A 23,050-nucleotide genomic window follows, 5' to 3' on the forward strand; every position below is an offset into this window, starting at 1 on the left:
TTCGACCGGAAATGTCCGAGGTATGCTCGACGTGCGGACTCCCTGAGGAACTCTGCGTCTGCGAGGACGTCGCGAAGGAGTCTCAGGAGATTTCGATCCGCATCGACGAGCGCAGGTACGGAAAGGAGGTAACGGTGATCGAAGGGTTCGACCCAAAGGACGTGGATATGGACTCGCTGTCGAGCGACCTGAAGTCCAAATTCGCCTGCGGGGGCACCGTCGAAGACGGTGCGATCGAACTGCAGGGGAACCACAGCGGCCGTGTCGAGGGGTTCCTCCGCGACAAGGGGTTCAACGTCGCGTGACCTCCGGACCGACCTAACACCGCCGTCGAGTCGACTGCAGTCTTTTTGTTTTCTCACTCGTCCAGCGGCGCGCCCGCCAATGCCCTGCGAGCGGCGCACATCACAACCACGTGATACTCACCGACAATGGCTATACGTGGGCGTGCGAAGCCCACACAATGCGTCAGCGAGCCCTCCTGGTCGCCGTGCTCGTCTGTCTGGTCGTCGCCCCCGTCGCGCACGCCACCCCGCTCGCTCCCGTCGGCGGGCACGAGACGACGGTCGCCGCCGCCTCGCCCGCAGGCGCCCCCTTCTCGTCGGACACCGGCGCGATTTCCGACGACGACATCCGACTCACGACGACGCTCGCGTTGACGCCCGCACAACCGGGCGCGGTGGCGGTCACGCTCCGCTTCGAGGTTCCCGACTCCGTCGTCGACCTCGAGACGACGCTCACGACGCGTGCCGAAGCCGTCTCGACGGAGGGCTTCACCGCGACGGGCGACGGCACCTACGAGTGGGACGGCGACACGGCTACCGCGACGATTAGCTACACGCTCCCGGCGAACCGAACGACGACCACCGGCCGACTCCACCCTACCCTCGAAGACGCACCCCCCTCGCGGGCGGCCGCCGAGGCGGGCGAGGGTTACCTGTTCGTCGACACGGGGCCGTGGGCGCTCGTAGCGACGCCGAGTCCGAGCGTCGCGTGGCGCTATCGCGGCGACCGCGTCGACCTCCAGCGAACGGCCACGACAGACGGGCCGGGCGCGGTCGGGGGTCGCGTCGCGTTCCTCGGCGAACACACGGTCAGCGAGCGAACCGACCACGGACAGACGCTTCGACTCGTCGTCCCGGCCGCGGCAAAAGAGCAACTGACCGTCTCGCAGTCGGCTATCCTCTCTTCGCTCGCGTCCGCGTCGGCGTCGCTTCGCGTCGGCGACCGCGACGAGACGGTGTTCCTCGTCGCCGCGCCGACGGGCGTCGACTGGGCGGTTCGCGGCCTCCAGACGGCCGACGCCGACGCGTGGGTTCGCGCCGACGAACCCCTCGACGACGCCCAGAGTCCGTGGCTCCACGAGTACGTCCACACCCGACAGGCGTTCACGCCGACCGCCGAAACGGAGTGGATCATCGAGGGAGCGGCCGACTACTACGCCGCGCTGTTGGCGCTCCAACAGGAGCGCATCGACTTCGCGGCGTTCGCGCGCCACCTCGAACAGGGTGCGCGCGCCCCGTACGACGACGACGTGCTCGCAGACCAGTCGACGTGGACGGTGGGCACGCCGTACCGCAAGGGGTCGCTCGTCGCGGGCGACCTCGACCGCCGCATCCGACTCGCGGGCGACGGTGCGACGTTCGCAACCGTGGTGCGTCGACTGAACGCCGAAGACGGGCCGGTGTCGGGCGAGCGGTTCCTCTCGCTCGTCTCGGCCGCCGGCGGCGACGCGACCGGCGACGCCGCCCGCCGGTTCACACGCACGGAGGCCGCCCCCCAGATGTGGTCGGCCGACGCCCACGAAGCGGCGTTCGACGCGGCCGTCGCTCGCGTGTCGGTCACGGCTCCCTCGCGCGTCACGACGGCAGGCCCGTACCGCAACACGACGCTCGCGACGCCGGCGACGCTGGCAGTCGGCGAGACGCTGACCGTCCCGGTCGACGTCGCGAACACCGGCGCCGCCACCGGCGACTACCGCGTGGCGCTCGCGGTCGACGGGCGAACGGTCTCGACCGCCAACGGGTCGATCCCACCGGGTGCGAACACGACCGAACGGCTGTCGTGGGTGCCCGAAACCGCCGGAACGCACACGATGACGATCCGTGATCGAACGTACGAGATACGAGTGCGCGACCCGGTCGAACCGACCATCTCCTCGTTGACGGTGAATCGAACGCGCGTCACCGCTGGCGAGCGCGTGTTACTCACGGCGTCGGTGGCCGCACCGGGCGACGTGCCCGCCGAAGGAGTCGTCGCTGTCGCCGTCGACGGCCAACGCACGAGTAGTCAGCGCGTCCGGGTCGCGCCCGGCGAGTCGGTGACGCTCCGGGTGCCCATCGACCTCGACGGGCCGGGCGAGCGTACCCTCTCAGTCGGTGACGCGCGGGTGTCACTGACGGTCGAGCGACCGGCGGCCGCCGACGTGGTCGCCGACTCGGCCGCGCAGTTGACCGAGGTTCCGGTCGGCGGATTCGGCGTCGTCGTCGCGGCGGCGGCGCTACTGGCGGCGGCGGCGCTCGCGGTCGGACGTGGCCGTCGCGGGCGCTCTCGCTAAACGTCGCTAGAAGGGCGACTGCGGTCCTTCGTCGGCGTCATTCGACTCACTCGTCTCGCTCGCGCCGGATTCGAGGTCGCCGCCCCACGCTTCGAGGCCGCCGGCCATACTCTCGACGCGCGCGTCGGTCGTCCCCTCGAACGACTTGATGAGGTTCGCGGCCTGCACGCTCGCTTTCCCGTGCGGGCAGACGGTGACGATGCGGTCGCTCCCCGAGAGCGTCGCCACGCGACTCGGCAACTGCTGGAACGGGACGTTCTCCGAACCGGGAATGTGACCGCGGGCGTACGCCCCCGGCGAACGAATGTCGACGACGCGGACATCTGCGTCCGCCGCGAGCAGTTGTTCGACCTCTTCCGGGGTGATCTCTCCGTCCATGGTCGTGGGGTGCCGGTGGCGGACCAAAAGCCCTCCGTAGCCGGAGACCACCGCACACGACCGAGTCGGCGTCGTGCGGGCCGCCTGCCCGCCGGCTACAACAGGCCTTCTTCGCGGGCCAACAGCACGCCTTCCAGCGTCGCGTCGTTCGTCGGCGGCGACCGGATCACGTCCAGCGCCTCCTCGATGGGAACGCTTCGGGGAATCAGGTACTCGTTGTCGTCGAGTTCCTGGCCGACTGGCTCTAATCCCTCTGCGAAGACGAATCCGCGGGTGTGGCGGAGCAGCCCCGTCGTACACTGCACTTCTCCGAGCAGCGAGACGCCCGCGGCCTCGAAGCCGGTCTCCTCGCGGAGTTCTCGGCGCCCCGCCTCGGTGTACGACTCACCCTCGTCGACGATGCCGGCTGGCAGTTCCAGTTGCGTGTTTCGGACGGTCGGGCGGTACTGCTCGACCATCAACAGGCTGTCCTCCGCCCGAGCGACGACGACCACCGCTGTCGCCAACTCCGACCAGTAGTACTTCTTGGTCGACCCGTCGGGGTGTTCGACCAGGTCGTAGCCGGCGGTCTGCCAGCCAGTCTCGTACTCGACGACAGATTCGAGTACGGGCCACTCGGGGTCGCCCGGCCAGTCGTGTCGTCGTCCGTCGTCGAAGTCGGGTTCGTCTGAATCCCAGGAACTCACGGTTGCTCGACCGTAACGCGGTAGCGCGTATCGTTGTACCGGACGAAGACGGCGTCGCCGTCGACGGCTCCCTCGGGCGCGAACTCACGGAACGTGGCGAACTCGTCGAACGGCGAGTGCGTGAACTCCTCTTTGATGCCGAATCGTCCACGCTGATACGGATCCGAGCGGCCGTCGCTCGACCCGACGGCGGCGAAGAAGTACTGGAAGCGCCGTTCGGCGATGCCGCCCTCGCTCGCGTTCAGGGTGTAGGCTGGACCGTCGGCCGCGGCCGGCGAGACGGTGAGGTAGTAGGGGTCGCCCGCCCCGAGATACGACGGGAGGGCACCGAGTGCGAGGAGGGCGACGACGACCAAGAGGAGGCCGACGAGGAACTTCCGCGTGACCGAGCGCATACCCACAGTAGGGTCCGGTCGCGCAAACCCGTTATGCCTCGTCGGTGTCGCGTGTGTCGTCGGGACCGTCGTCTGCGTCTGCTCCGTCACCCTCGCCGTCGAGGTGCTGGCGATACACCAGTCCGAACGCTCGCCGTCGGAGGGTGCCAAGCGCCGCTTCGCGTTCGGCCTGCCACGTCGCCGCGACGACGACGCCTGCGAACGGCACGGCGTGCCAGACGACGTTGTCGACGTTTTCGCTCCCGGCCATATCAGATTCGTACTCCGGGTTGTCGTCGAGCCACGACTCGTACTCGTCGCTCGTGCCGACGTGAACCCGCAGTAGCGACGCGAACAGTGCGTCGCGAACCGTCTCGATGACCTCGCCGGTCACGCGGTCGCTGTACTCCTCGCGGTCGAACTCCATCGCCTTCGCCGCCTCACGGACGGCCACCTTCGCCGCGGGCACGAGCGTCTCGTACTCCTCGCGGGCGGCCGCCGGTGTCTCCGGCGCGAGCGTTCCTTCGGTGTCCATACTCACGAATCGTGCGTCGCTTCAAAGAGTCGTTCCCTTCTGGAACGGGCCGCAGTCGGTCACTCTTCGCCGTCGTCGTCCGCTGTCGCGTCCGTGCGCTCGCCGTCTTCGTCGTCTCCCTCGCCGGTACCAGAGCCGTCGGCCTCGGACTCGTCTGTCTCCTCGCGGAGGCCGTACATCTCTTCGGTCAGTTCCTGCGCGTCCTCCAGCACGGACTGAACCGCCTCGTCGGTCACGGCCTCCGCGACGCCGCCGATGCCGCCTTGCTGTCCAACGTCTGGACGGCCCGGGTCGGCGTGTGCGTCTTCGCCGTGTGCGTGGTCGTGTGCGTGTCCCCCAGTCGTGTCCTCGAACACCTCGTCGTACTCGGCTTCCTCGGCGTAGTCGGTCACGACCGCTGCGAGGTCTGCGGGCGTCCGGTCGTCCCAGTCGTCGACGTGGTCGTCGAGCCACGACTCGTGGTCGTCGCTGCGGAGCATCGCCGTGAACGCGAGGTGATTCGCCAGATGCTCGCCGTCTCGTTGCGGCGTCGCACACACTGGACACGCGTATCCCATACCCAGTCGTCGGCGACCGAGACGCAAAAACCTCCCTCGTCGGCGCGGACTACTCGGGGTCGACGTTTTGCCCGCGTACCCACTCGCCCAAGTCCAGGCGCATCACGAACGCCGCCTCTCCGTCGCCGTAGTAGCCCGGAACCCGTTGCACCGGCTGAAACCCCTCGTCGCTGTACAGTCGTTGAGCACGCTCGTTCGTCTCGCGAACCTCCAGTTTCACGACGCTCGCGCCCGACGCGGCGAGTTCTTGCAGGCCCGTCCGAAGCAGTCGCCGACCGAGGCCCCGCCCCTGCGTGTCCGGCCGCACGGCGAGGTCTTTGATGTGGCCGATGTCCTGTCCGTGGTTGGGCGTCACGTCGCCGACGACGTAGCCGAGGACGTCACCGGCGTCGATAGCTGTCTCCGACGACGGGGGGTCGTCGCCCTCGGCGACGAGGAACGCGGGCGCATCGAGGAGGCGTTCGAACGCCGCGAACGGCCACGGCTGGGTGAACACGGCCTTCTCGATGCGAAAGACGGCGAGCAGATCCGCCCGCCCCGCGGGGCGGATGCGTGGCTCACCGTTCTCGTCATCGCCCGCGGCAGCGCCGCGCGAGGTGGTCACGGCTAGCCATTGGAGTTGGCGGTGATAAGTCGACTGGCGGATCCGTGTCGAAAAAACGGCAAAAGCCGGGTATCGAGGCCTCGTTGTGGTTGGTCTCGCGAGCGCACAAATCGCAACGCGATTCGTGAACGCCGTTCGTCCGAGTCGACGAGGCCGACTCGCTTTGTGGGCGGCGCGCCCGTAAGCGCGCCGCCGTGAATCCGTCGTCTCGCTTCGCTCGACGACGCTTCAGTCGTCAGCGGGCGCCGCGCCGCTGCCGGACTCGTGCTGCTGTTTCGTCCACGAGAGCTTGCCACCCGCCGCGAGGATCTTGCGCTCGCGCTCGGATGCGTCGAGGTGCGCGGTGGCCTCCCAGTCGTCGTTCACGCGGATGGTGAACTCGGTGTCGCCGTTGCGAACGCCCTCGCCCACGTCGTCGACGATTTCGACGTCGTCGCCCTGGTCGATGTTCTCGTACGTCTCCTCGTCGATGGTGAGGGGCACGAGACCGAAGTTGAACAGGTTCGCCTTGTGGATGCGGGCGAAGCTCTGTGCCAGCACACCTTCGATGCCGAGGAACATCGGGCACAGGGCCGCGTGTTCACGCGAGGAGCCCTGGCCGTAGTTCTCGCCTGCGACGAGGAAGCCGCCGTCGGCGTCCAGCGCGCGCTGTGCGAACGTGTCGTCGACGCGGCTCAGGGTGAACTCCGAGAGCTTCTCGATGTTCGAGCGGAACTTGAGGATGTCCGCCGTCGCCGGGATGATGTGGTCGGTCGTGATGTTGTCCTCCATCTTCAGGAGCGCCTCGCCGGCGATGTCCGACGAGAGCTCGTCTTTCAGGGGGACGTCGCCGATGTTCGGGCCCTTGATGAGGTCGTCGTCGACGGCCTCGTCGGGGCTGATGATGTCTGGGTCGGACTCGCCCATCCCGGGGCCGTACTTCGTGCCCATCTCGAGGCCAGGCGCCTCGAGGTCGCCGAGTTCGTCGGCGAGGTCACGCGGGTCGATGATCTTGCCGGTGATGGCCGCGGCAGTCGCGACCTCGGGCGAGCAGAGGAACACCGAGTCGTCTTCAATGCCCGAGCGACCCTCGAAGTTGCGGTTGAACGTCCGCAGGGAGACGGAGTCGGAGGCGGGCACGTGGCCGATGCCGATACACGCACCACACGTCGCCTCGGAGAAGTTGACGCCGGCCGCCATCATCTCCGCGGTCCAGCCCTCGCGGGCGAGCATCTCGGAGGCCTGCTTGGAGCCGGGCGCGACGATCATCTCGGTCTTCTTGGCGACCTCGCGGCCCTTCAGCATCTTCGCGCCGGGGAGGATGTCCTCGTAGGCGCCGTTCGTACAGGAGCCGATGATGACCTGCTCGACGTCCTCGCCCGCGACCTCACGGACGGGCACGACGTTGTCGGGCATCGACGGCTTCGCGATGAGCGGCTCCAGGTCCGAGAGGTCGACCTCGATGGTGTCGGCGTACTCGGCGTCCTCGTCGGGCGAGAGTTCGACGAACTCCTCCTCGCGGTCCTGGCGCGCGAGCCAGTCTTTCGTCTTCTCGTCGGTTCCGAAGATGGAGGAGGTGGCACCGAGTTCGGTGCCGAGGTTGGTGATGGTCGTCCGCTCGGGGATGGTCAGGTTCTCGACGCCAGGGCCGGTGTACTCCAGCACCTTGCCGACGCCACCCTTGACGGTCAACTCGCCCAGCAGATGGAGCGCAACGTCCTTCGCGGTCGCCCACTCGGGCAGTTCGCCCGTCAGTTCGACGTTCACGACCTCGGGCATCTCGACGTAGTAGGGGCCGCCACCCATGGCGACGGCGATGTCGAGACCGCCCGCACCGATGGCGAACTGGCCGAGTCCACCGGGGGTCGGCGTGTGCGAGTCAGAGCCGAGCAGCGTCTTGCCGGGTGCCGCGAAGTTCTCCTTGTGGACCTGGTGGCAGATGCCGTTGCCGGGGCGAGAGAAGTACGCGCCGAACGTCCCTGCGGCCGAGCGGAGGAAGCGGTGGTCGTCGGTGTTCTTGAAGTCGAACTGGTACGTCTGGTGGTCACAGTACTGCGCCGCCAGTTCGGTCTGGACTTCGTCCAGTTCCAGCGCCTCGAACTGGAGCCAGACCATCGTTCCCGTGGTGTCCTGCGTGAGGACCTGGTCGATCTCGATCCCGATCTCCTCGCCGGGTGTCAGCTCGCCCTCGACGAGGTGGTCGCCGAGAATCTGCTCCGTAATCGTTTGTCCCATATCGTTCGCGTATCTTCTCCCGGCGGATATAAATCCGGCGAGTCTTATTCCGACGTTCGTGATAGACTCCCATTCCGTCCGGCAATTATTACGAAAAACGGCCACTCGTTTGCCGGTAAATCGTTCGTTCGTCCGGCAACTATTTCCTCGACTGGACGATCGCGCTCGGCAGTTCTCCGACGCTTGGCGACCGGCGGGCTTTTCGGTCGGCCTGTACCCTCCACGGATATGTTCGAATCCGGTGCGAACGTCGCCAAGAACCTCTCGCCACTTCGCGAGGACCAGGTCCAACCGAACGGTGTCGACCTCACCATCGAGAGCGTGTACGAACAAGCCGACGCCGGTCGCATCACCCGCGAGGGGAAGACTGTCGGTGACAGAATCGAAGTTGACCCCGAGGACGGCTTGTACCGCCTCGACCCGGGCGCGTACGTGGTGAAGTACGGCGAGCGACTCCGCGTGCCCGAAGACCACGTCGGCTTCGTCTACCCGCGGTCGTCGCTGCTGCGTAACTCCTGTATGCTGAACACCGCCGTCTGGGACGCCGGCTACGAGGGTCGCGGCGAGGGACTCCTCCAAGTCGGGCACGCCATCGAGATCGAACCCGGCGCTCGCATCGCGCAGTTCGTCCTCGCCGACGCAGACCACGAGGGGCAGTACGACGGGACGTATCAGGGGGAGGGATAGCCGACTCGCTCGCCGCCATAACACTGGGAGAAGCGGGCTGGGAGGAATTCGAACCGCGGTCGTTTCGCTCGCGTTCGCTCGCTTCACTCCCTGATTCGAATCCTTCGGATACCGTTCGTGCGCCGCGGCTCCTCACTTCGTTCGTCGCTGTGCGGCGCACAGAAGCGGGCTGGGAGGGATTCGAACCACCTGCACTTCGTTCGCCCCGCTCACTCGTGCCGTAGTTTGAACCCTCCAGCGAACGCTGTTCACACTCGCTTTACTCGCGTAAAACAGCGGGCTGGGAGGGATTCGAACCCCCTCTCTTCCATCGCAGAGGAATGCCTTGCGCGTCGGTGCTGCGTGGACCCTCTGGCGTGTCGTCGCCAAACACACCATGGACCACGACGTTACACCACGCGAAGCAGTCGAGCTGTACCTCCAAGACAGGAAGACCGGCACCGCAGCAGAAGCCACCGTCTACAGCCACCAATCTCGCCTCTCCTTCTTCATCGAGTGGTGCGAGGAGGCAGATATCGAGTCGATGAGCGAACTCTCCGGGCTGCATATCCACCAGTACCGATCCTGGCGTGCAGACGGCATCGAACCGTTAACGCTGAAAGCCTCGTTGGATACGCTGAAGGTGTTCCTGCGGTTCTGCGGGCGCATCGAACTTGTTGATGAAGGCCTCCACACGAAGATCGAGGCGATACGTGTCCCTAAAGGTGAGCGCAGCAAGGAGGATATGCTCGATGCAGACCTCGCACAGGACATCCTCGCTCACCTGGAGTGCTGGGAGTACTGCAGTCGCGCGCACATCCAGTTTATGCTCGCGTGGCGCTGCGGGCTGCGTCTCGGGTCGCTTCGTGCGCTCGATGTCGGGGATGTACACCCTGACAAACGACATCTCTCCCTTCGTCACCGACCTGAGACCGACACGCCGTTGAAGAACAAGTCGGGTGGGGAGCGCGAGGTGGCGATTCGTGCTGAGACCGCGCAGGTGCTCCAAGATTGGATCGATGAGGCACGCCCAGATGTGACGGACAAGTACGGTCGAGAGCCGTTGTTGGCGACGACACAGGGGCGTGTGGCACGCCAGTCGGTACGGAGGTGTAGTTACGCGTGGACACGCCCGTGTATGGTTGGGCGAGACTGCCCGCACGGGCGCGACCCTGATGACTGCGGGGCAACTGAGTACGAAAACGCATTCGACTGCCCGTCATCACTGTCTCCTCACCCCATCCGCAGAGGGTCTATCACGCACTGGCTCTCCGAAGGGGTCGATGAAACCACCGTCTCCGGTCGTATGGACGTGTCCCCTGATGTGATCGAAGAACACTACGACAAGCGCAGTGAGCGCCAAAAAATGGAGTCGCGTAGACAGTTCCTCGACATCGTAGACCAGTAACCGTATGATGCCTGACGTGTGAGGGGCAAAGTGTGCCGACTTCTGGAATATGGTTAGTTGAAGAAATAACCGAGAACAATGATGCACGCGGTAGGGTAGATATGTTCAATAGCCGAAAAGAATCGATACGGCACGCCCGCCACCGCGCTCGCGAGGAATGCCCAAATAAGCACGTGTACGAAGGCGAGACGCAAGCCCCGTACCCGCTGCGTGATCTGGTCGATAAAGAAGGCACACGAAAATGTGAGTACGTTATCGCTGGTGAATATGCTTGGTACATCCATAACTCTCAACGGTGGTAACCGATCGTGAGCCCGTGACGCCAGCACAAGAGTCAGTGACAGCCGCAATGCTGTCTTCTGTAATCCTTTGCGCAGCAACGGGGTACATTATTCTGAGACTATTTACCAGCATTCACCCGCTCGACATCGCCGTGGTAGCCGTTGCGTCGTTTGTTGTCACTGGGTTCCTCGTCCCCCGTTTGGTAGCACAGTGGCTCGGGGTCCCGCTCGATGAGATCATACAACCGTAGACCCACCCGACAGGCGATAGTCGGGCAAAGCTACGTACACAATGCGGTTAGATAGCACAGCCCGGTTCTAAATTTAGCCTAACTGACAAATTTCGTTTGATGGCAATCACTTTCACTCCGGTCAAGGTATCTTCTTAACCACGGGCTACTGCAAACCTAGTAACATGACCATCGAGACTGAGGAGATTGGGGCGAACACGCCTGCCCTGATCAAGCACATCGCAGACAACTACGACGCCAGGCGACCGCCCGAACTGGTGGAACCAATCCAGAACTCCCAGGACGAATTCGCCCGGTACCTCGCTGAGGAGAAACTGGACGAAAGCAGACAGCTCCGAATCCAGTTTCGAGTCAACGTAGACGAGGGATACGCGGAAATCACCGACAATGCAGGTGGCATCCCCCGAGACGTGATGGACGAAGTAGTCCCAGAGATCGACACCACGTCTGAGGCCAAGGCTCGCGGAACCGGTGTTGGCTCAAAAGGCCGTGGACTCTTCGCGGTTGCAGCGAAGACCGAGAAGATGTACATCGAGACGCTCAATCTTGACGGAGAGCGCCTCTCGAAGATCGTGTACCCAAGCCGCGGACGAGTCTCAAAGACACTCAACCCATCGGACGTTGCCGACGATGAAGACGAGGATGTCATCAACAGCGCACCGCTGCTGAGCGGCCCTGAGGGTACGGTGCTGCGTCTCCACGGGCTCAACGCTGAAGCACTCCACAACCTCTCCGACTGGGAAACCGTCGAGGAAACGCTCACTGAACTCTTCACCCCCCTGTTCAGCCGACCAGATGTTACTCTGGAGTATATCATCGAAGAGGACGGCAAGGTAACAACGCATACTCTCGACGTCACGCCCCTCGAGGACCTGATCGAAGAGCGTGTGGAAACCATCGACTCCCACGAATTCGAGATCTACGACGAAACCTACGAAATCACCGACGTCGTGTTCGGGCGGGCTGCACAGTCTTACCCATGGGAAGGCATTGCTCTGTTCAAGGGTAACGAACACTTCGACGGCCCGGTTATGATGGTGGATAGCTACTCCCCGAAGATTCGGTCGCTGAAAGGGAGTAACCCCGAAATGATTGCTTGGTGTCGCATCGACAACTGCGCTGAGCTTGAGGACTCCTCTCACCAGAAATTGAAGATCCGGAACCGCCAAACTGGACTTCGTACTCCAGCCCAGGAGGTACACATCGAGCACTTCGCCGAAGGCAGTGCTAGTGAAGAGCAGGAAATCAACAGGCTGCTCCGAGACACGGTAAACCAAGCGGTCGATGGGCTTGACAACCACCAGTTCGAGGAGTTCTTCAACCTCCAGCAGCAGGGAGAGCTGTCAACTGAAGACACACAGGGGAGCGAAGATGAACTTCGCTCGGAGAATGGGTCGCTACTGACTCTCAACCCGACGGAGTACCCCGCAGAAGTTGGAGAAGTCACCACAGAAGTCCGCGTGTATCCGCCGAAGACGCCTGAGTGCGATGAGTATGTAATCTACGACATCGATATCCGCGGTGACGTGGCGGGGATTCCTGAAATCGATGCGACTGGTGTGGTAGAGGCCACTCCGGATGAAGTGCAAACAGCCCAGTTCTCTTGGGAGGCACCGGAACCGGGGTGGTACCAGCTTGAAGCATCGATCGCTGCTGTTCCGGCTGACGAGGACCCTGAGACTTGGACCCCAACACACGATGACGAGATCGATAGCAGTTTCCTGAACCAGCCGGTCGGTGTGGATCCACGCGGTGAAGGGACTCCGAAAGCCAATGGTGAGGGAGGAAGTGGTCCTGGCGACGGAGACAACGACGGAGACGGTGATGGTGACGGAGACGGTGATACCAACACGGTTGAGGAAAGCGCCTCCATCTTCAACAAGATCAACGAGCTCGGGCACGATGGGAGCAAGATCTTCGCTGATGCGTACCTCGATGATGGTGGCGGATTCACGGTCAACATCAACAAGGCACATCCGAAGTGGCGGGAGATCTACGAGCAGGCGAGCAGCGACGAGGAGCGCAAAACTCGACACCAGGAGTTCGGAGCGAAGAAGATCGCCCGTGCGATGATTGAAGAACTGAAATTCGTACGGCTCGAGCAAGCCGCAGACGGAACAGCTGACATCGATGCCCTCCTAGATGAGGCGTACGACATTCGCGAGGACCACGAAGAGATCTACGCCGAGCTCGAACAGAACGTCGAAGGCATCGTCAGTTAAACTGACCAGCTATGACCAACAAAAGCAATAGCGAACTGATCGATTTCGTCTACGAGAAAGTCGTTGAAGAAGACGTCTGGAGCGTTGAGATCGTTGAACAGGGCCGCCGCCGTACTCAAAAGCAGGTCGCTCTAAATCGTAGCAAAGCCTTCTACGACGAATCCGAGGAAGAAAACGACGCTCGGATTGCGTTCACCAGCGTTTTCGGCGACTTTCTCACGTCTGTAGACGACCTCAGTGAGGAGTACGGTAAAGGGACCGTTGAGTGGTACTGGGAGTTGGGACGCCTCGTTGAAACACGAGAGGCAGCTAGCGGACTCGATGAGTACTCGTACAAACAGCTAGGTGAGCTCATTCCCGATGAAAACGTCAACAACAACATCGTAAGTGACGCCAAGCGTGTGTATGAATTGTTCCCTGACCGCGACGTCCCCGACACGGACCGCGTAACAACCGTTCGAAAAATCGGGTACTACGCCGACTCCGACGCCGAAGCCAGAGCGATCCTCAACACCGCCGAAGATGCCGGGTTCTTCCCAATGAACCGCGAGATCCGGGTCTGGAAAGACGTGAAGCCAGACCCGGATTTACAGACCGTGGCAGAGGAAATCAATCGGCGCTTCCAGACGTATGATTCTGCCCGCTCCAAGGTCAAGTTCGTACGACACGTGTACCTTCTGTGCCGTGTTGCTGAGGAGGACATCCCCAGTAACGAGCGCATCAAGACAGCTCTACAGGAGTTCGAATCAGAATAGCAGTACGGCGACGCTGGTCGGTATGTTAAAGGGCATCCCTGCCCCCGGTTCACTTAATGGCTGACGAGGATTATTCACTACCCTCGAATTTTCAAGACTTCTACCTGTATGACCCGTCAGTTGCCGACTTCGCCACAACCCTTGCCGAGTGCATCGACGAGTTCGTTCTGAACCAAAATCTGCTGGTCCAGACCACCGATGCAGATATTGACTCGTTCAGTGAGGATGCCAGCGTGAGTAGTGACGGTGGTTCGGTCACGACTCCCTCGCCATCGACAACGAGTGTCGAAACGTATCTTCTTGACAACGCTGCGTTTGCACATGCTCTATATGACGACCTCACCAGGCACTATGAATTGCGAGAGGAGGGCTACTGGTCGGCTGACGGTGTTGCCGAAACTCTCGGGAAGCACCTCGACACAGAGTCTGTCAAATACCCTTACGAACAGAGCTATCGGGAGTTCCTGACAGCAGCAATCCGTCCAAAACAACACGAAGACGAAGATGCGGAACCACTCCGGATTGAACTCGCGAATAGACTCCGAGCAGATAACGAACAACTAGAGAGCATCGATGAGTCACTTCAGGAGTTCTTCGGCGAACACGAAATCGGCACTCCTCCGGTAGATACTGTCCGAGAAATACAGGGCAGTGACCAGTGGGACCCTGATGAGCGAGAGGCAACTGTGTTTGAGGCTGATGCGCGGTACATCACACCTGAGGACACAGAGACTGATCACGACCGAGCCGATGATATCCCTCTCGAGGAAGATAGTATCGACCTCATTCTCACGTCTCCTCCCTACTGGAAGAAGAGGAAGTACTTCGACGACGGTGAAGAAATCGAGCTTGGGCAGGAAACCAAGGTACAGGACTATGTTACGCATCTTGTTGATGCCCTTGAGCGCTGGAAGGCATTCCTCCGGCCTACTGGCTCAGTTTTCTTGAATATCGGCGACACGTTCAAAAACAAATCGCTACAGGGAGTTCCAGGTCTGTTCGCACAGGAGGCACAGGATCGTGGATGGACGATCCGAAACGAAATCACATGGAAGAAGCCCAACGGCGTACCCTCTCCCGTCAGCGATAGGCTAGTCAATCGTCACGAGCAGATTTTCCACCTCGTGCTGAATGACGACTACTTCTATGACCGTGAAGGGTATATCGACATCTACGACACTGGATCGAACCCTGACGATATCTGGGAAATTGCTCACGATCGCAATACTGGAAACCACCTCGCTCCGTTCCCTCGTGAGTTGGTCTCTCGAGCAATTGCACTCGGCTGTCCCCCAGCTGTTTGTGATGAGTGCGGGGAGCCGCATCGCCGAGTTACGAACAAAGATATGCGCGGTCTGGTGAGCGATGCATCCAGTGAGGAGTTGGTCCGGCATCTGATCAAATACGAGTATTACAAGCTGAATCCCCGACGTGACCAGGCTCGTCGAGCCATCAAGAAGTTCATTGAGTCCGATGAACTCGGGTCCGAGCACCTACGAGCCGTTCAGGCCGTTGGTATTTCTGATGCTGGAAAAGCACTCGAATACCAGACGGGTGCTGGACATAACGAGAAGTCTGTGCAGGAACTCGCTGACGATGCAAAGGATGTGCTCGGTGGGTACTTCAGAGAGTTCACCTTCCCACAACGCCAGACGGTGTCGTGGGAGTCGTGCGAATGCGATGCTGACCCTGTCCCTGGTCGAGTGCTTGACCCGTTCGCTGGTTCCGGTACTACCCTAGGTGTGGCGAGCGAGCTGGGATACGATGCCTACGGAGCAGATTTGGACACAACACACTGGGATGACGACGCTGACGACGCTGACGACGCTGACGACTGAGCGGGATATCGCCGATCTAGACGGACTGTAGCTTCTCCTCGAAACCCGCGTAGCGGCTAGTTCAGCCCCTGTTAACGGTGCATTCGCCGAACGCTTTTACTCATCTGCTGATATTATTACATATGGGATCGAAGAAGAAAATACCCTCCAACGCGATCGACGAACACCGATTCTGTGAAGCACCAGGAGATGATGCATCGACGCCCTGTGGCGATCACGCCCTCGGACTGTACGAAGTAAACACCGTTGACGGGAGCTACACCTACCGTTGGCTGTGTCGCCGACACGCCAACCACACCGACCACGTCCCGCATAGAGTAGACCACGAGATGATTACTGGCCTACTCCGTGGACTACTCGACTACGACATCAACTCTGACCTTGTGGACGGGATTACAAGCGGTCTAAACGGGGGTGCAGACCGATGATCCAGCGGTTCGCCCACGTCTTCAACGCTCTCACAACGATTGCTGTGTACGTCGGTTTCGGTGTGTGGTACATCTATGACCAAGCGACGTGCGTGCCTGAGGGCATCTTAGGCTGTATCGGACAATACTGGATCCCACTCGCGGTCTTCGCATTCCTTGCTCTGGCCGCGACGTTGTCGTTGGTAGTAATCGGTGTTGACACACTCCTCAAACGCCATTATCGCTACGGGGTGAGTCGATGAATCGTGGTGGGGGAGGTACCACCGGCCCCGCACCAACTCGCGGAGTGGGGCGATGATAGATCAATGACTGCGACAGACCCAGTATTCGGCATTGCGCTCCTCCTCGTGTTCGCATGTATAGCCGTCTACGACAAACTCCAGAAGTGGCGCGACCCCGACCTGACACCGACAGAACGTGCAGAACACCGGTACGCCACCGGCGAGATCGATATCAACGAACTCGAACGGCGACTGGATGTACTCGAGGACCCCGAAGCAGTACACATCCGCTCTGCTGTAGAGCGCGTGTCCGGGATCGGAGAAGACATTTCCTGGGATATCGCTGCACGTTTCAACACGCTTGATGACGTGCGCGAAGCGAGCGTCGAGGAGTTAACTTCTGTTCCTGGTGTTGGCGAGAAGCGTGCTGTGTCGTTGCGAGAGTCGTTGTGAGCAGTGTCGAAGGATAGTTAGAATATTTAACAGTCTGTGTTCTACCACCTGTCAATGGCTTATTTTGGGATTTCGACCGATCGATATGGTGGGTGGGGCCCTGCTGAGAAGGCTGAAGAGCTGAGACATACAGAACTACCGCCGGACCGGGAACCACGCAGTGAGGACGACGATGGCTGACATCGACTGGGAAGACACCGATCTCTGGCGCGGAATCCAAGATGCGAAGGACGACAAGTTTGTTCCATCGGATCAAGAGCTCGGGTTCTCTCGTGTCGGAGAATAGGTAGAAAGCCGACACAGTCCCGAGGAACACACCCCATTTCGTGAGCAAACACACTATTTTCCAGCTATTCGATAGCTGGTCCAAACCCTTAATGTCGTGTCTGTGCTATATTCTCGTAAGCACGACATGACTTAGAACGGTCCCCTGTCGCGTCCTCCAACATGAATCAAAATCCAATCACAGTGCACAACTACGATGACGTTGCCACACCCAATGCGATCAACGCCCAAACAGCCGAGAACATCATCTTTGAGCTTGCTGACCCACGCACGGAAATCAACTCACCACAACTGTGTCTGACGCAATTTGAGGTGAATGGCCAATGACCACGCACAACTGTGGATACCAAATCGGAGACAAGGTCATCGTCGATATCGGTGGCTGGGACATCCCCGGTGTGATCGTATCGATGTCCCCGTACGCCCTTCGGATCAATCTAGGCGGCGACAAGCACTCCATCTCTCCTGAACAGGTGAGACATGCAGTTTGAACCACACGACGGTCGAGACGGCTACAAGGTCTGGCTCAACACCCACGAGAGCGATCTCCTTCGGAATCATTACTCGGGCAAAAAGAAGCTCGCCGTCCTGTTGATGCTGGATAGCGGGATGCGGAGCGAAGAGACCACCCGCATCTGCCTCGACGATATCCGCCGGCTCGAGAGCGACGAAGAAGCGTATATGGTACGCTTCTCGGGCAAAGACACCACAGGCACGTTGGCGGATGGTAAGTGGCGTGAAGCCCCAATCTCGAAGGAAGCAGTCGAAATCATCGACACACTTGCCTCCGTCAAAGGCCGCACACGCAACGACCCGGCGATCGATGTCGGCAAGCGCACGGTCCAGCGCTGGGTCGAAGACGCACGAGAAGATCTTGCTGAACAAACGGGAGATGATGACTGGCTGGAGCTCTCGGCCCACGATCTCAGGCGGTCGTGGGCCACTCGAACGTACTACTCTCTGAATGCATCGGAGAGTGAGAAGTCGATCATTATGCGCTGGGGCGGCTGGACGAAACAGTCCACGTTCGAGGAGAACTATCTTGGAAGACCTCCAGATGAACTTGCAGCGGACATGATGGAGGCTGCGGGGCTGCGATGAGTACTGGCGACACCGCGTGGACCATCCGATATCACACACCAACACACACAATCCCGGGAGACACCGTCTACCGAGACCGATGGGATGCGGTCGCCGCAGCATGGGAATGGGCGCTCGACGAAGTCGATGGCGATGCGACCAAGCTATCGCTGTATCACAACGCACTCAATTCGACCGAACTCCGATGGCACATCTCGGGCGAGCAGTACGGCATCAACGTACGCACCGTCACCCTCCGCTAAACCCTCCTTTCACCGGTGGTCGGCTAGCCGGCCCGAGCTGAGGATGGCGTATACTGCAGATAGAGCGCCCAGATGCACGGAACGAAGCCGGGCTCAGGTAGACGTTGTTTTAACACCCCACACTGGCCATTAACTGTCAATGGCGGTGAAATGGGGCGCAGTAGGCGCCATCGCAACAGTCATCGGCTTGTTCGCATGGCTGTATAAGCACAAGCACGGGCAACTCGACAGCCGTAGAGACCGAGAAGCGTACATGCTGAAGAAACTCGCCGAGCGAGGATGGCAAGAATCACCCGTCGTGTTCGAAATCGACGACATCACCATTGAGGAACGAACCGGGGCGTGGTACCAACTGAAACGATGGGTGTTACGGCCACTCGAAGGGTCGGTACTCATATCTCTGAAGTCCCAGTACGTGTTCGCCGATCACATTCTCGAATCCCGACTCATCGACGTTGTCGAGGAAGAAACGAACACCTCCGTCGAGCACGTCGAGACAATCACGAGTGGGGGCGTCCCGATGCACGTATTCCGTCTGTACACAGTCGAATGGGACGAAATTATGCCGGTTGTACAGACGCTCGCTAACATCCTCGCTGCATGGATGGAAGTCGATGACGTTCAGTACTCCTACGTAGAGCGCTGACCGGTAGTAACCCAAATACTTCGCCCACCCTCATCCATCGACACACGCCAACTAGCCGACCAGTACCGCTACAGCGCCGCTACCACCCGCAGAAGCCTCTCCACCTGCTCGAACCGAATACCACGCTTCACAACACCCCGCTCTTGATAGTATTCGACCACACGTGCCTCCTGCAGGGTAGGCAGGTGCGATTGATACAGGGCGACATACACGCGCTCACGCTCTCGCTCAGAATATTCAGCCGAATACTCCAACTCCGCCACCTGTTCCACCAGCGTTGAGACTTCCACCGACTCTGAATCGAACTCGGCCAATACCGAGATCGCGTACACGCGACGCGTCACGCTCAGGATCTCAAACAACTCAGCCACTTCCTCGGCAGTCTGGACTGGAAGCGACGGGGTGTCTTCATCGCTGCAGCCGTCGTCGCTGTCCAGTATCGCATCGTCATCAGGGACTCTCATCACCTGCTCGACTCCGAGAGTCCCGACTCCGTGGTATGATCACTGAATCCTGTTGACCGACATAGAATTATGCCATTAGATAGAATCCATTATCTATGTACCTTGTTGTGCCCAATTTCACTCCCACAGAGAGGATTATCCTGCTGTATTCAAGCAATGAGTATGTTGACGAACCGGTAGAGTTCGAGCGAAAACGCGATGCCGAGCAGTTTGCTTTTGACACAGCTCTCGCCTCCTGTGAATATGAAGAGGAGAAGCTTACGCAACTCTCCCCTGATGAACTCGACGCACTCACCGACAACGTTGTGTACCGCGTTCAAATCGGTGAGGAAGGTCACATCGACGTACTCCAGCCCTGACTCTGCACTGTAAATGATACAGAAAAGGGTCCCGAGAGCCACTCGGAGCGTCGCGTCCGGGACACTTTGTCCCTAGTACAACCTTACACACGCACGTATAAAAACCTAGTGAGGTGTACAAGTCTGTACACTACCGAATTGAATAGGTATGTCGGGGGAGCCACCCCCGATGTGCGGGTGCTTCCCGCGTCGCGTCCAAAGCAGACACCCCTCAATGTGGTGTCTACCGACAGATTCGCTGGCTCAGATATAAAACACACGATAAATTGTCAGAACGTAGATAAAACTCCGGCAGCGGCAGGTGTCGAACCCACCCTCCGACAGCAAAACCGCAATACAGAAGCGAGATGACCAAGGGGTGTCGGAGGTGTCGGAGGGTAAAACCGATATTGTCAAAACTGAGAGACTAACCACACACCACATTTCCACCGAGAACACATCGACTTACCCTCCGACACCTCCGACACCCCCACCCATTCCTCGCTACTCGAACAGCTCGAAACCGCCCGAGGTGCGAATATCTGTGCTTCTCACCGGGGTGTACTGCCGATACGTCTACTTTCATCGCGTCTATCTGTTCATTGCCCAAACCCTTTTACTTACCACCGGGTTAGAGATGGGTAAGCGACGCACCCCCGACAAGCCATCGGGGACCCTCCGAAACCGCGCGTCGCGTCCAAACAGACATGACAGCAAACACCCCCCGAGACGATAGTCCGTCTCACGACGACGCACAACACACAAACAACGACACCTCCGACCCAGCGCTTGTTACTGACGGCGGTGTCATCGAAGGTTCATTCCAAGATGACGTTGAGTTCGGCGGAGAAAATGAAGAAGCCGAAGAAACGGGAGAAGAACCGTCTACATCTGCTGACTTCACCGAGCAGTTCGACGCCGGTGACGACGAAGCCAAAGAGATCAGCGCGAACATCGCGATTGTCGAACAAGCAGAAGAGATCATCGAGCGAGAAGGCCCAAAACAGCATGAAGACCTCTCGTCGCGCCTCGCGTACGATTACGATGAAACGAAAGAGCACGTGTATGACGTGCTCGAGGGTGAGTTCGCGAGTAACGATGACGGAGAGTTCACACACCGGAAGTCGGGGCTCGAGAAGGTAACCGAAGGGCAGGAAGACGTCGGTGTTATCCCGTGGGGCGAGATTCGGGAGGTGATCAATAATTGCCCCCCGCGTTCTGCACGGCAGCTCATCGCTGACAGAGTCGAGCACGACCACGAGTTCATCTTCGTAAGGAACGAGGAACGGGAGATGGAGGACTTCCGCGCGTACGACCCCGAAGAAGGGGTGTACACGTGGGATGGAGCGTTCTTCGTCGAACAAGTGGTGGACGAGGGGACAGACGGACTGGCGTCCTCGGCAGACATTGACGAGGTTGTCGCAAAGCTGAAACGACGGAATGCGGTGCCGCTTGAAGCTGTGAACAACCCTGAGGAGGGTGTGAAAATCGCTGTGGAAAACGGCGTGTTCGACGTCGATAGTCGCACGCTCGAAGAGCACAGCCCGGAGTACCTGTTCACGCGCAAACTGAATGCGCGCTGGGACCCCGACGTTGATACCGACGCCGTCCGTGATTTCACGCGCGACATCACCGACTCAGAGGTTGACGCCCGGGTTCTGGAAGAGATGTTCGGTGACACACTCAGCCCGCACTACAAGCGCGAATGGTTCGGGATCATCTACGGTGACGGTGCGAACGGCAAGTCTGTCGCGATGAACTGCCTGCGTAAAGTGCTGGGTGAGGTCAATGTGGCTTCTGAATCGCTGCAAGACATCGCAGAAACACGTTGGAGTACGGCACAGTTGACTGGTGGATATGGGGCACTCGCCAACATCGACCCTGACATCAGCGCGAAGAAAATCACTGAGGACAAACTCATCAAGAATCTGAGCGGAGGCGACGCTGTCTCGGGCGAATACAAAGGACTCGATAAGTTCAGTTCTGAGAACATCGCAAAGATGTTGTTCGGTGCGAACAGCCCCCCAATCTTTGCCGGTGATGGTGAAAACCTCCAGCGGCGGTTGAAGCCACTGCATTTGCCGTACACGTACCGGCCAGAGGATGAGATCTCGGGGGAGGATGAGTCGAATCCGTACATCAAGGTGCGTGACAACGACCTCGAAGCCCGGTTGACGACTGAAGAGAATCGTGCGGCGTGGCTGTCGGTGATGGTTGATGCATGGCACCGCCTCGAGGATGATGGCTGGAGCTACGAGCAGACGAACACAGAGCTGTGGAACGAGTACCAGGCCGAGGCCGATACCATCTGGTCGTTCCTCAACAACTGTATCGCTGAGAGTCACGGCCTGCGCTGGGACAGTGGCGGTGAGGTGCACTTGACTGTCGAGGAACTGCATCAGATGTGTGCTGCGTACCATCGAGACAGAGGCGAACAGTTGGAGATGGACCAGCAGACGTTCGCGCGGCAGATCAACAAGATGGGTGTATACGAGATGATCACGAGCGAGCACAACAAGACGGGTGGGAAGCGCTCGCGGAAGTGGCTGCACCCGACTGGAAAGGGGTGGCAGTACGCGACGCGCGACGTGATCAAGCGCTTCGAAACTGACTGTGATGAGATTGATGTGCCCGCACCGGAAGACATCGACGACACCAGCGGTAGTGCTGAGTTGTCGTCAGAAGGTCAAAACGATGGTGTGAGTGTATCCAATGATGTGTTACGGGCAATCTCTCAGCTCGAGATGGCGGACTCGCACACACCCACTCTCGCTTCCATCGTTGCATCCTCTAGTGTGGGCGAGTACGAGGTTGCGGACATCGAGTCCGCACTCAAGGACCTGCTCTTCGACGGGCAGGTCCAGAAGGACGGAAACGAGTTCCATACGGCTGCTGCGACTGATGGGGGTGGAGAGCGGTGAGTGCGCCGGCTGCCGCTAGCCGGTCAGCGCTTGAAGGGAGTGATGCGGAGGCGTTGCTCGACAAGCTCGAGGATGTGACTGGGTACTCGCTTGACGAGTGGCTGGATGAGATGAACGCTGGTGATGGCGCGCAAGTATGGCATGTCCCGGCTTGGCTGGCGTCGTCGAATCACGCGCCGGTGCAGGACTCAGAGCTGGGGTCGATCATCATCGGTGTCCCGCACCGGGAGACGGAGAAAGCGGTGAAGTTCGACAATTGGGTCACAGTGCTTGTGCTCCATCGGAAGCGGCGTGTTGAGCACGTCTCTGGAGGTAGGAAAATGACTAATTACCAAGAGTGGGATGTCGAAGAGATTGATAAGTGGGAGTCGGCTGTCCAAGAGTGTGTTGGTGAGGATGACGAGTGGCAGTCGTTCTGTCCCAAACGTGTACGGTCATCGGACTTCTGGCCATACAGTGAGATGACGCGCATCGACTGACTGCTCTTCCTGACAGATTTTTTATTGTTCTTTGAAGATCTCCATTGAATAGTTATTGCGTCTTGCATCATCGGGGGTACCTTGGTCCGTTTTTGCCGATAATGCAGCGAAATCGAAGCCCGATATGGGTGGATTCACCGAGCGAA

The 23,050-nt window shown here is 60.1% G+C and carries 24 protein-coding genes; 16 read left to right on the plus strand and 8 right to left on the minus strand.

From position 1 onward, the window contains the following. Positions 1 to 11: 11 nt before the first annotated feature. Positions 12 to 305: a stress response translation initiation inhibitor YciH gene (yciH, locus tag P0D77_RS03865; RefSeq protein WP_073307091.1), complete on the plus strand. Its 294-nt coding sequence runs from the start codon at positions 12 to 14 to the stop codon at positions 303 to 305. Positions 306 to 463: 158 nt separating this feature from the next. After that, positions 464 to 2,557, plus strand: a complete 2,094-nt coding sequence (locus tag P0D77_RS03870; RefSeq protein WP_277554864.1) for a CARDB domain-containing protein — start codon at positions 464 to 466, stop codon at positions 2,555 to 2,557. A 6-nt stretch (positions 2,558 to 2,563) separates the two neighbouring features. Here the strand turns inward: P0D77_RS03870 and P0D77_RS03875 are convergent, their stop codons facing one another. From P0D77_RS03875 to P0D77_RS03905, 7 genes are all read right to left on the minus strand, one after another. Then, positions 2,564 to 2,935, minus strand: coding sequence for a rhodanese-like domain-containing protein (locus P0D77_RS03875; protein ID WP_277554865.1), 372 nt, complete (start codon positions 2,933 to 2,935; stop codon positions 2,564 to 2,566). Positions 2,936 to 3,030: 95 nt separating this feature from the next. Beyond that, positions 3,031 to 3,621: an NUDIX hydrolase gene (locus P0D77_RS03880; RefSeq protein WP_277554866.1), complete on the minus strand. Its 591-nt coding sequence runs from the start codon at positions 3,619 to 3,621 to the stop codon at positions 3,031 to 3,033. Next, entirely contained in the window at positions 3,618 to 4,016 is a 399-nt protein-coding gene (locus P0D77_RS03885) for a hypothetical protein (RefSeq protein WP_277554867.1), read from the minus strand. The genes P0D77_RS03880 and P0D77_RS03885 overlap by 4 nt, the downstream gene beginning before the upstream one ends. Positions 4,017 to 4,047: 31 nt before the next feature. Further along, on the minus strand, positions 4,048 to 4,530 hold the full coding sequence (locus P0D77_RS03890) for a DUF5809 family protein (protein ID WP_277554868.1): 483 nt from the start codon (positions 4,528 to 4,530) through the stop codon (positions 4,048 to 4,050). 59 nt (positions 4,531 to 4,589) lie between these two features. After that, a complete protein-coding gene (locus P0D77_RS03895; protein ID WP_277554869.1) occupies positions 4,590 to 5,087 on the minus strand; it encodes a DUF5810 domain-containing protein in 498 nt (165 codons plus the stop codon). Between the two features lie 49 nt (positions 5,088 to 5,136). Continuing rightward, entirely contained in the window at positions 5,137 to 5,691 is a 555-nt protein-coding gene (gene rimI / locus P0D77_RS03900) for a ribosomal protein S18-alanine N-acetyltransferase (protein ID WP_277554870.1), read from the minus strand. 228 nt (positions 5,692 to 5,919) lie between these two features. Then, positions 5,920 to 7,905: an aconitate hydratase gene (locus P0D77_RS03905; protein ID WP_277554871.1), complete on the minus strand. Its 1,986-nt coding sequence runs from the start codon at positions 7,903 to 7,905 to the stop codon at positions 5,920 to 5,922. 228 nt (positions 7,906 to 8,133) lie between these two features. On the opposite strand from P0D77_RS03905, the gene P0D77_RS03910 reads away from it, so the two are divergent. From P0D77_RS03910 to P0D77_RS03960, 11 genes are all read left to right on the plus strand, one after another. After that, positions 8,134 to 8,592: a deoxyuridine 5'-triphosphate nucleotidohydrolase gene (locus tag P0D77_RS03910; RefSeq protein ID WP_277554873.1), complete on the plus strand. Its 459-nt coding sequence runs from the start codon at positions 8,134 to 8,136 to the stop codon at positions 8,590 to 8,592. A 376-nt stretch (positions 8,593 to 8,968) separates the two neighbouring features. Continuing rightward, positions 8,969 to 9,979 (plus strand): tyrosine-type recombinase/integrase, encoded by a 1,011-nt coding sequence (locus P0D77_RS03915; RefSeq protein WP_277554874.1) that lies wholly within the window; start codon positions 8,969 to 8,971, stop codon positions 9,977 to 9,979. Between the two features lie 696 nt (positions 9,980 to 10,675). After that, positions 10,676 to 12,733 (plus strand): hypothetical protein, encoded by a 2,058-nt coding sequence (locus P0D77_RS03920; protein WP_277554875.1) that lies wholly within the window; start codon positions 10,676 to 10,678, stop codon positions 12,731 to 12,733. A gap of 11 nt (positions 12,734 to 12,744) precedes the next feature. Beyond that, entirely contained in the window at positions 12,745 to 13,488 is a 744-nt protein-coding gene (locus P0D77_RS03925; RefSeq protein ID WP_277554876.1) for a hypothetical protein, read from the plus strand. Between the two features lie 56 nt (positions 13,489 to 13,544). After that, positions 13,545 to 15,326 (plus strand): DNA-methyltransferase, encoded by a 1,782-nt coding sequence (locus P0D77_RS03930; protein ID WP_277554877.1) that lies wholly within the window; start codon positions 13,545 to 13,547, stop codon positions 15,324 to 15,326. A 122-nt stretch (positions 15,327 to 15,448) separates the two neighbouring features. Continuing rightward, the gene (locus P0D77_RS03935) at positions 15,449 to 15,754 is read left to right on the plus strand and encodes a hypothetical protein (RefSeq protein WP_277554878.1); all 306 of its coding nucleotides are present in this window, start codon (positions 15,449 to 15,451) and stop codon (positions 15,752 to 15,754) included. Positions 15,755 to 16,059: 305 nt separating this feature from the next. Further along, positions 16,060 to 16,428 carry a helix-hairpin-helix domain-containing protein gene (locus P0D77_RS03940; RefSeq protein ID WP_277554879.1) on the plus strand — a complete coding sequence of 123 codons (369 nt, stop codon included), beginning with the start codon at positions 16,060 to 16,062 and terminating at the stop codon, positions 16,426 to 16,428. 608 nt (positions 16,429 to 17,036) lie between these two features. Continuing rightward, on the plus strand, positions 17,037 to 17,204 hold the full coding sequence (locus tag P0D77_RS03945) for a hypothetical protein (RefSeq protein WP_277554880.1): 168 nt from the start codon (positions 17,037 to 17,039) through the stop codon (positions 17,202 to 17,204). Further along, complete coding sequence (locus tag P0D77_RS03950; protein WP_277554881.1) at positions 17,194 to 17,814, plus strand: site-specific integrase; 621 nt, start codon at positions 17,194 to 17,196, stop codon at positions 17,812 to 17,814. The genes P0D77_RS03945 and P0D77_RS03950 overlap by 11 nt, the downstream gene beginning before the upstream one ends. After that, the gene (locus P0D77_RS03955; protein ID WP_277554882.1) at positions 17,811 to 18,056 is read left to right on the plus strand and encodes a hypothetical protein; all 246 of its coding nucleotides are present in this window, start codon (positions 17,811 to 17,813) and stop codon (positions 18,054 to 18,056) included. The genes P0D77_RS03950 and P0D77_RS03955 overlap by 4 nt, the downstream gene beginning before the upstream one ends. Before the next feature lie 139 nt (positions 18,057 to 18,195). Beyond that, positions 18,196 to 18,702, plus strand: a complete 507-nt coding sequence (locus tag P0D77_RS03960; RefSeq protein WP_277554884.1) for a hypothetical protein — start codon at positions 18,196 to 18,198, stop codon at positions 18,700 to 18,702. A gap of 68 nt (positions 18,703 to 18,770) precedes the next feature. Here P0D77_RS03960 and P0D77_RS03965 read toward each other — a convergent pair whose 3' ends face one another. After that, positions 18,771 to 19,166: a DUF7344 domain-containing protein gene (locus tag P0D77_RS03965; protein ID WP_277554885.1), complete on the minus strand. Its 396-nt coding sequence runs from the start codon at positions 19,164 to 19,166 to the stop codon at positions 18,771 to 18,773. A gap of 95 nt (positions 19,167 to 19,261) precedes the next feature. Here P0D77_RS03965 and P0D77_RS03970 point away from each other — a divergent pair, with 95 nt between their 5' ends. From P0D77_RS03970 to P0D77_RS03980, 3 genes are all read left to right on the plus strand, one after another. Then, positions 19,262 to 19,525, plus strand: coding sequence for a hypothetical protein (locus P0D77_RS03970; protein ID WP_277554886.1), 264 nt, complete (start codon positions 19,262 to 19,264; stop codon positions 19,523 to 19,525). A 686-nt stretch (positions 19,526 to 20,211) separates the two neighbouring features. After that, the gene (locus P0D77_RS03975) at positions 20,212 to 22,425 is read left to right on the plus strand and encodes a DNA primase family protein (protein WP_277554887.1); all 2,214 of its coding nucleotides are present in this window, start codon (positions 20,212 to 20,214) and stop codon (positions 22,423 to 22,425) included. Beyond that, complete coding sequence (locus P0D77_RS03980) at positions 22,422 to 22,904, plus strand: hypothetical protein (protein WP_277554890.1); 483 nt, start codon at positions 22,422 to 22,424, stop codon at positions 22,902 to 22,904. The genes P0D77_RS03975 and P0D77_RS03980 overlap by 4 nt, the downstream gene beginning before the upstream one ends. Positions 22,905 to 23,050 lie beyond the last annotated feature (146 nt).

It is taken from the genome of Halobaculum limi (assembly GCF_029490015.1).
In the GTDB taxonomy this organism is placed as follows: domain Archaea; phylum Halobacteriota; class Halobacteria; order Halobacteriales; family Haloferacaceae; genus Halobaculum; species Halobaculum limi.

Excerpts from the sequence above, each read along its gene's own strand:
- yciH (WP_073307091.1), top strand. The coding sequence starts at position 12 with ATGTCCGAGGTATGCTCGACGTGCGGACTCCCTGAGGAACTCTGCGTC.
- P0D77_RS03870 (WP_277554864.1), top strand. The coding sequence starts at position 464 with ATGCGTCAGCGAGCCCTCCTGGTCGCCGTGCTCGTCTGTCTGGTCGTC.
- P0D77_RS03875 (WP_277554865.1), bottom strand. The coding sequence starts at position 2,935 with ATGGACGGAGAGATCACCCCGGAAGAGGTCGAACAACTGCTCGCGGCG.
- P0D77_RS03885 (WP_277554867.1), bottom strand. The coding sequence starts at position 4,016 with ATGCGCTCGGTCACGCGGAAGTTCCTCGTCGGCCTCCTCTTGGTCGTC.
- P0D77_RS03890 (WP_277554868.1), bottom strand. The coding sequence starts at position 4,530 with ATGGACACCGAAGGAACGCTCGCGCCGGAGACACCGGCGGCCGCCCGC.
- P0D77_RS03895 (WP_277554869.1), bottom strand. The coding sequence starts at position 5,087 with ATGGGATACGCGTGTCCAGTGTGTGCGACGCCGCAACGAGACGGCGAG.
- P0D77_RS03905 (WP_277554871.1), bottom strand. The coding sequence starts at position 7,905 with ATGGGACAAACGATTACGGAGCAGATTCTCGGCGACCACCTCGTCGAG.
- P0D77_RS03910 (WP_277554873.1), top strand. The coding sequence starts at position 8,134 with ATGTTCGAATCCGGTGCGAACGTCGCCAAGAACCTCTCGCCACTTCGC.
- P0D77_RS03915 (WP_277554874.1), top strand. The coding sequence starts at position 8,969 with ATGGACCACGACGTTACACCACGCGAAGCAGTCGAGCTGTACCTCCAA.
- P0D77_RS03920 (WP_277554875.1), top strand. The coding sequence starts at position 10,676 with ATGACCATCGAGACTGAGGAGATTGGGGCGAACACGCCTGCCCTGATC.
- P0D77_RS03925 (WP_277554876.1), top strand. The coding sequence starts at position 12,745 with ATGACCAACAAAAGCAATAGCGAACTGATCGATTTCGTCTACGAGAAA.
- P0D77_RS03930 (WP_277554877.1), top strand. The coding sequence starts at position 13,545 with ATGGCTGACGAGGATTATTCACTACCCTCGAATTTTCAAGACTTCTAC.
- P0D77_RS03935 (WP_277554878.1), top strand. The coding sequence starts at position 15,449 with ATGGGATCGAAGAAGAAAATACCCTCCAACGCGATCGACGAACACCGA.
- P0D77_RS03940 (WP_277554879.1), top strand. The coding sequence starts at position 16,060 with ATGACTGCGACAGACCCAGTATTCGGCATTGCGCTCCTCCTCGTGTTC.
- P0D77_RS03945 (WP_277554880.1), top strand. The coding sequence starts at position 17,037 with ATGACCACGCACAACTGTGGATACCAAATCGGAGACAAGGTCATCGTC.
- P0D77_RS03950 (WP_277554881.1), top strand. The coding sequence starts at position 17,194 with ATGCAGTTTGAACCACACGACGGTCGAGACGGCTACAAGGTCTGGCTC.
- P0D77_RS03955 (WP_277554882.1), top strand. The coding sequence starts at position 17,811 with ATGAGTACTGGCGACACCGCGTGGACCATCCGATATCACACACCAACA.
- P0D77_RS03960 (WP_277554884.1), top strand. The coding sequence starts at position 18,196 with ATGGCGGTGAAATGGGGCGCAGTAGGCGCCATCGCAACAGTCATCGGC.
- P0D77_RS03965 (WP_277554885.1), bottom strand. The coding sequence starts at position 19,166 with ATGAGAGTCCCTGATGACGATGCGATACTGGACAGCGACGACGGCTGC.
- P0D77_RS03970 (WP_277554886.1), top strand. The coding sequence starts at position 19,262 with ATGTACCTTGTTGTGCCCAATTTCACTCCCACAGAGAGGATTATCCTG.
- P0D77_RS03975 (WP_277554887.1), top strand. The coding sequence starts at position 20,212 with ATGACAGCAAACACCCCCCGAGACGATAGTCCGTCTCACGACGACGCA.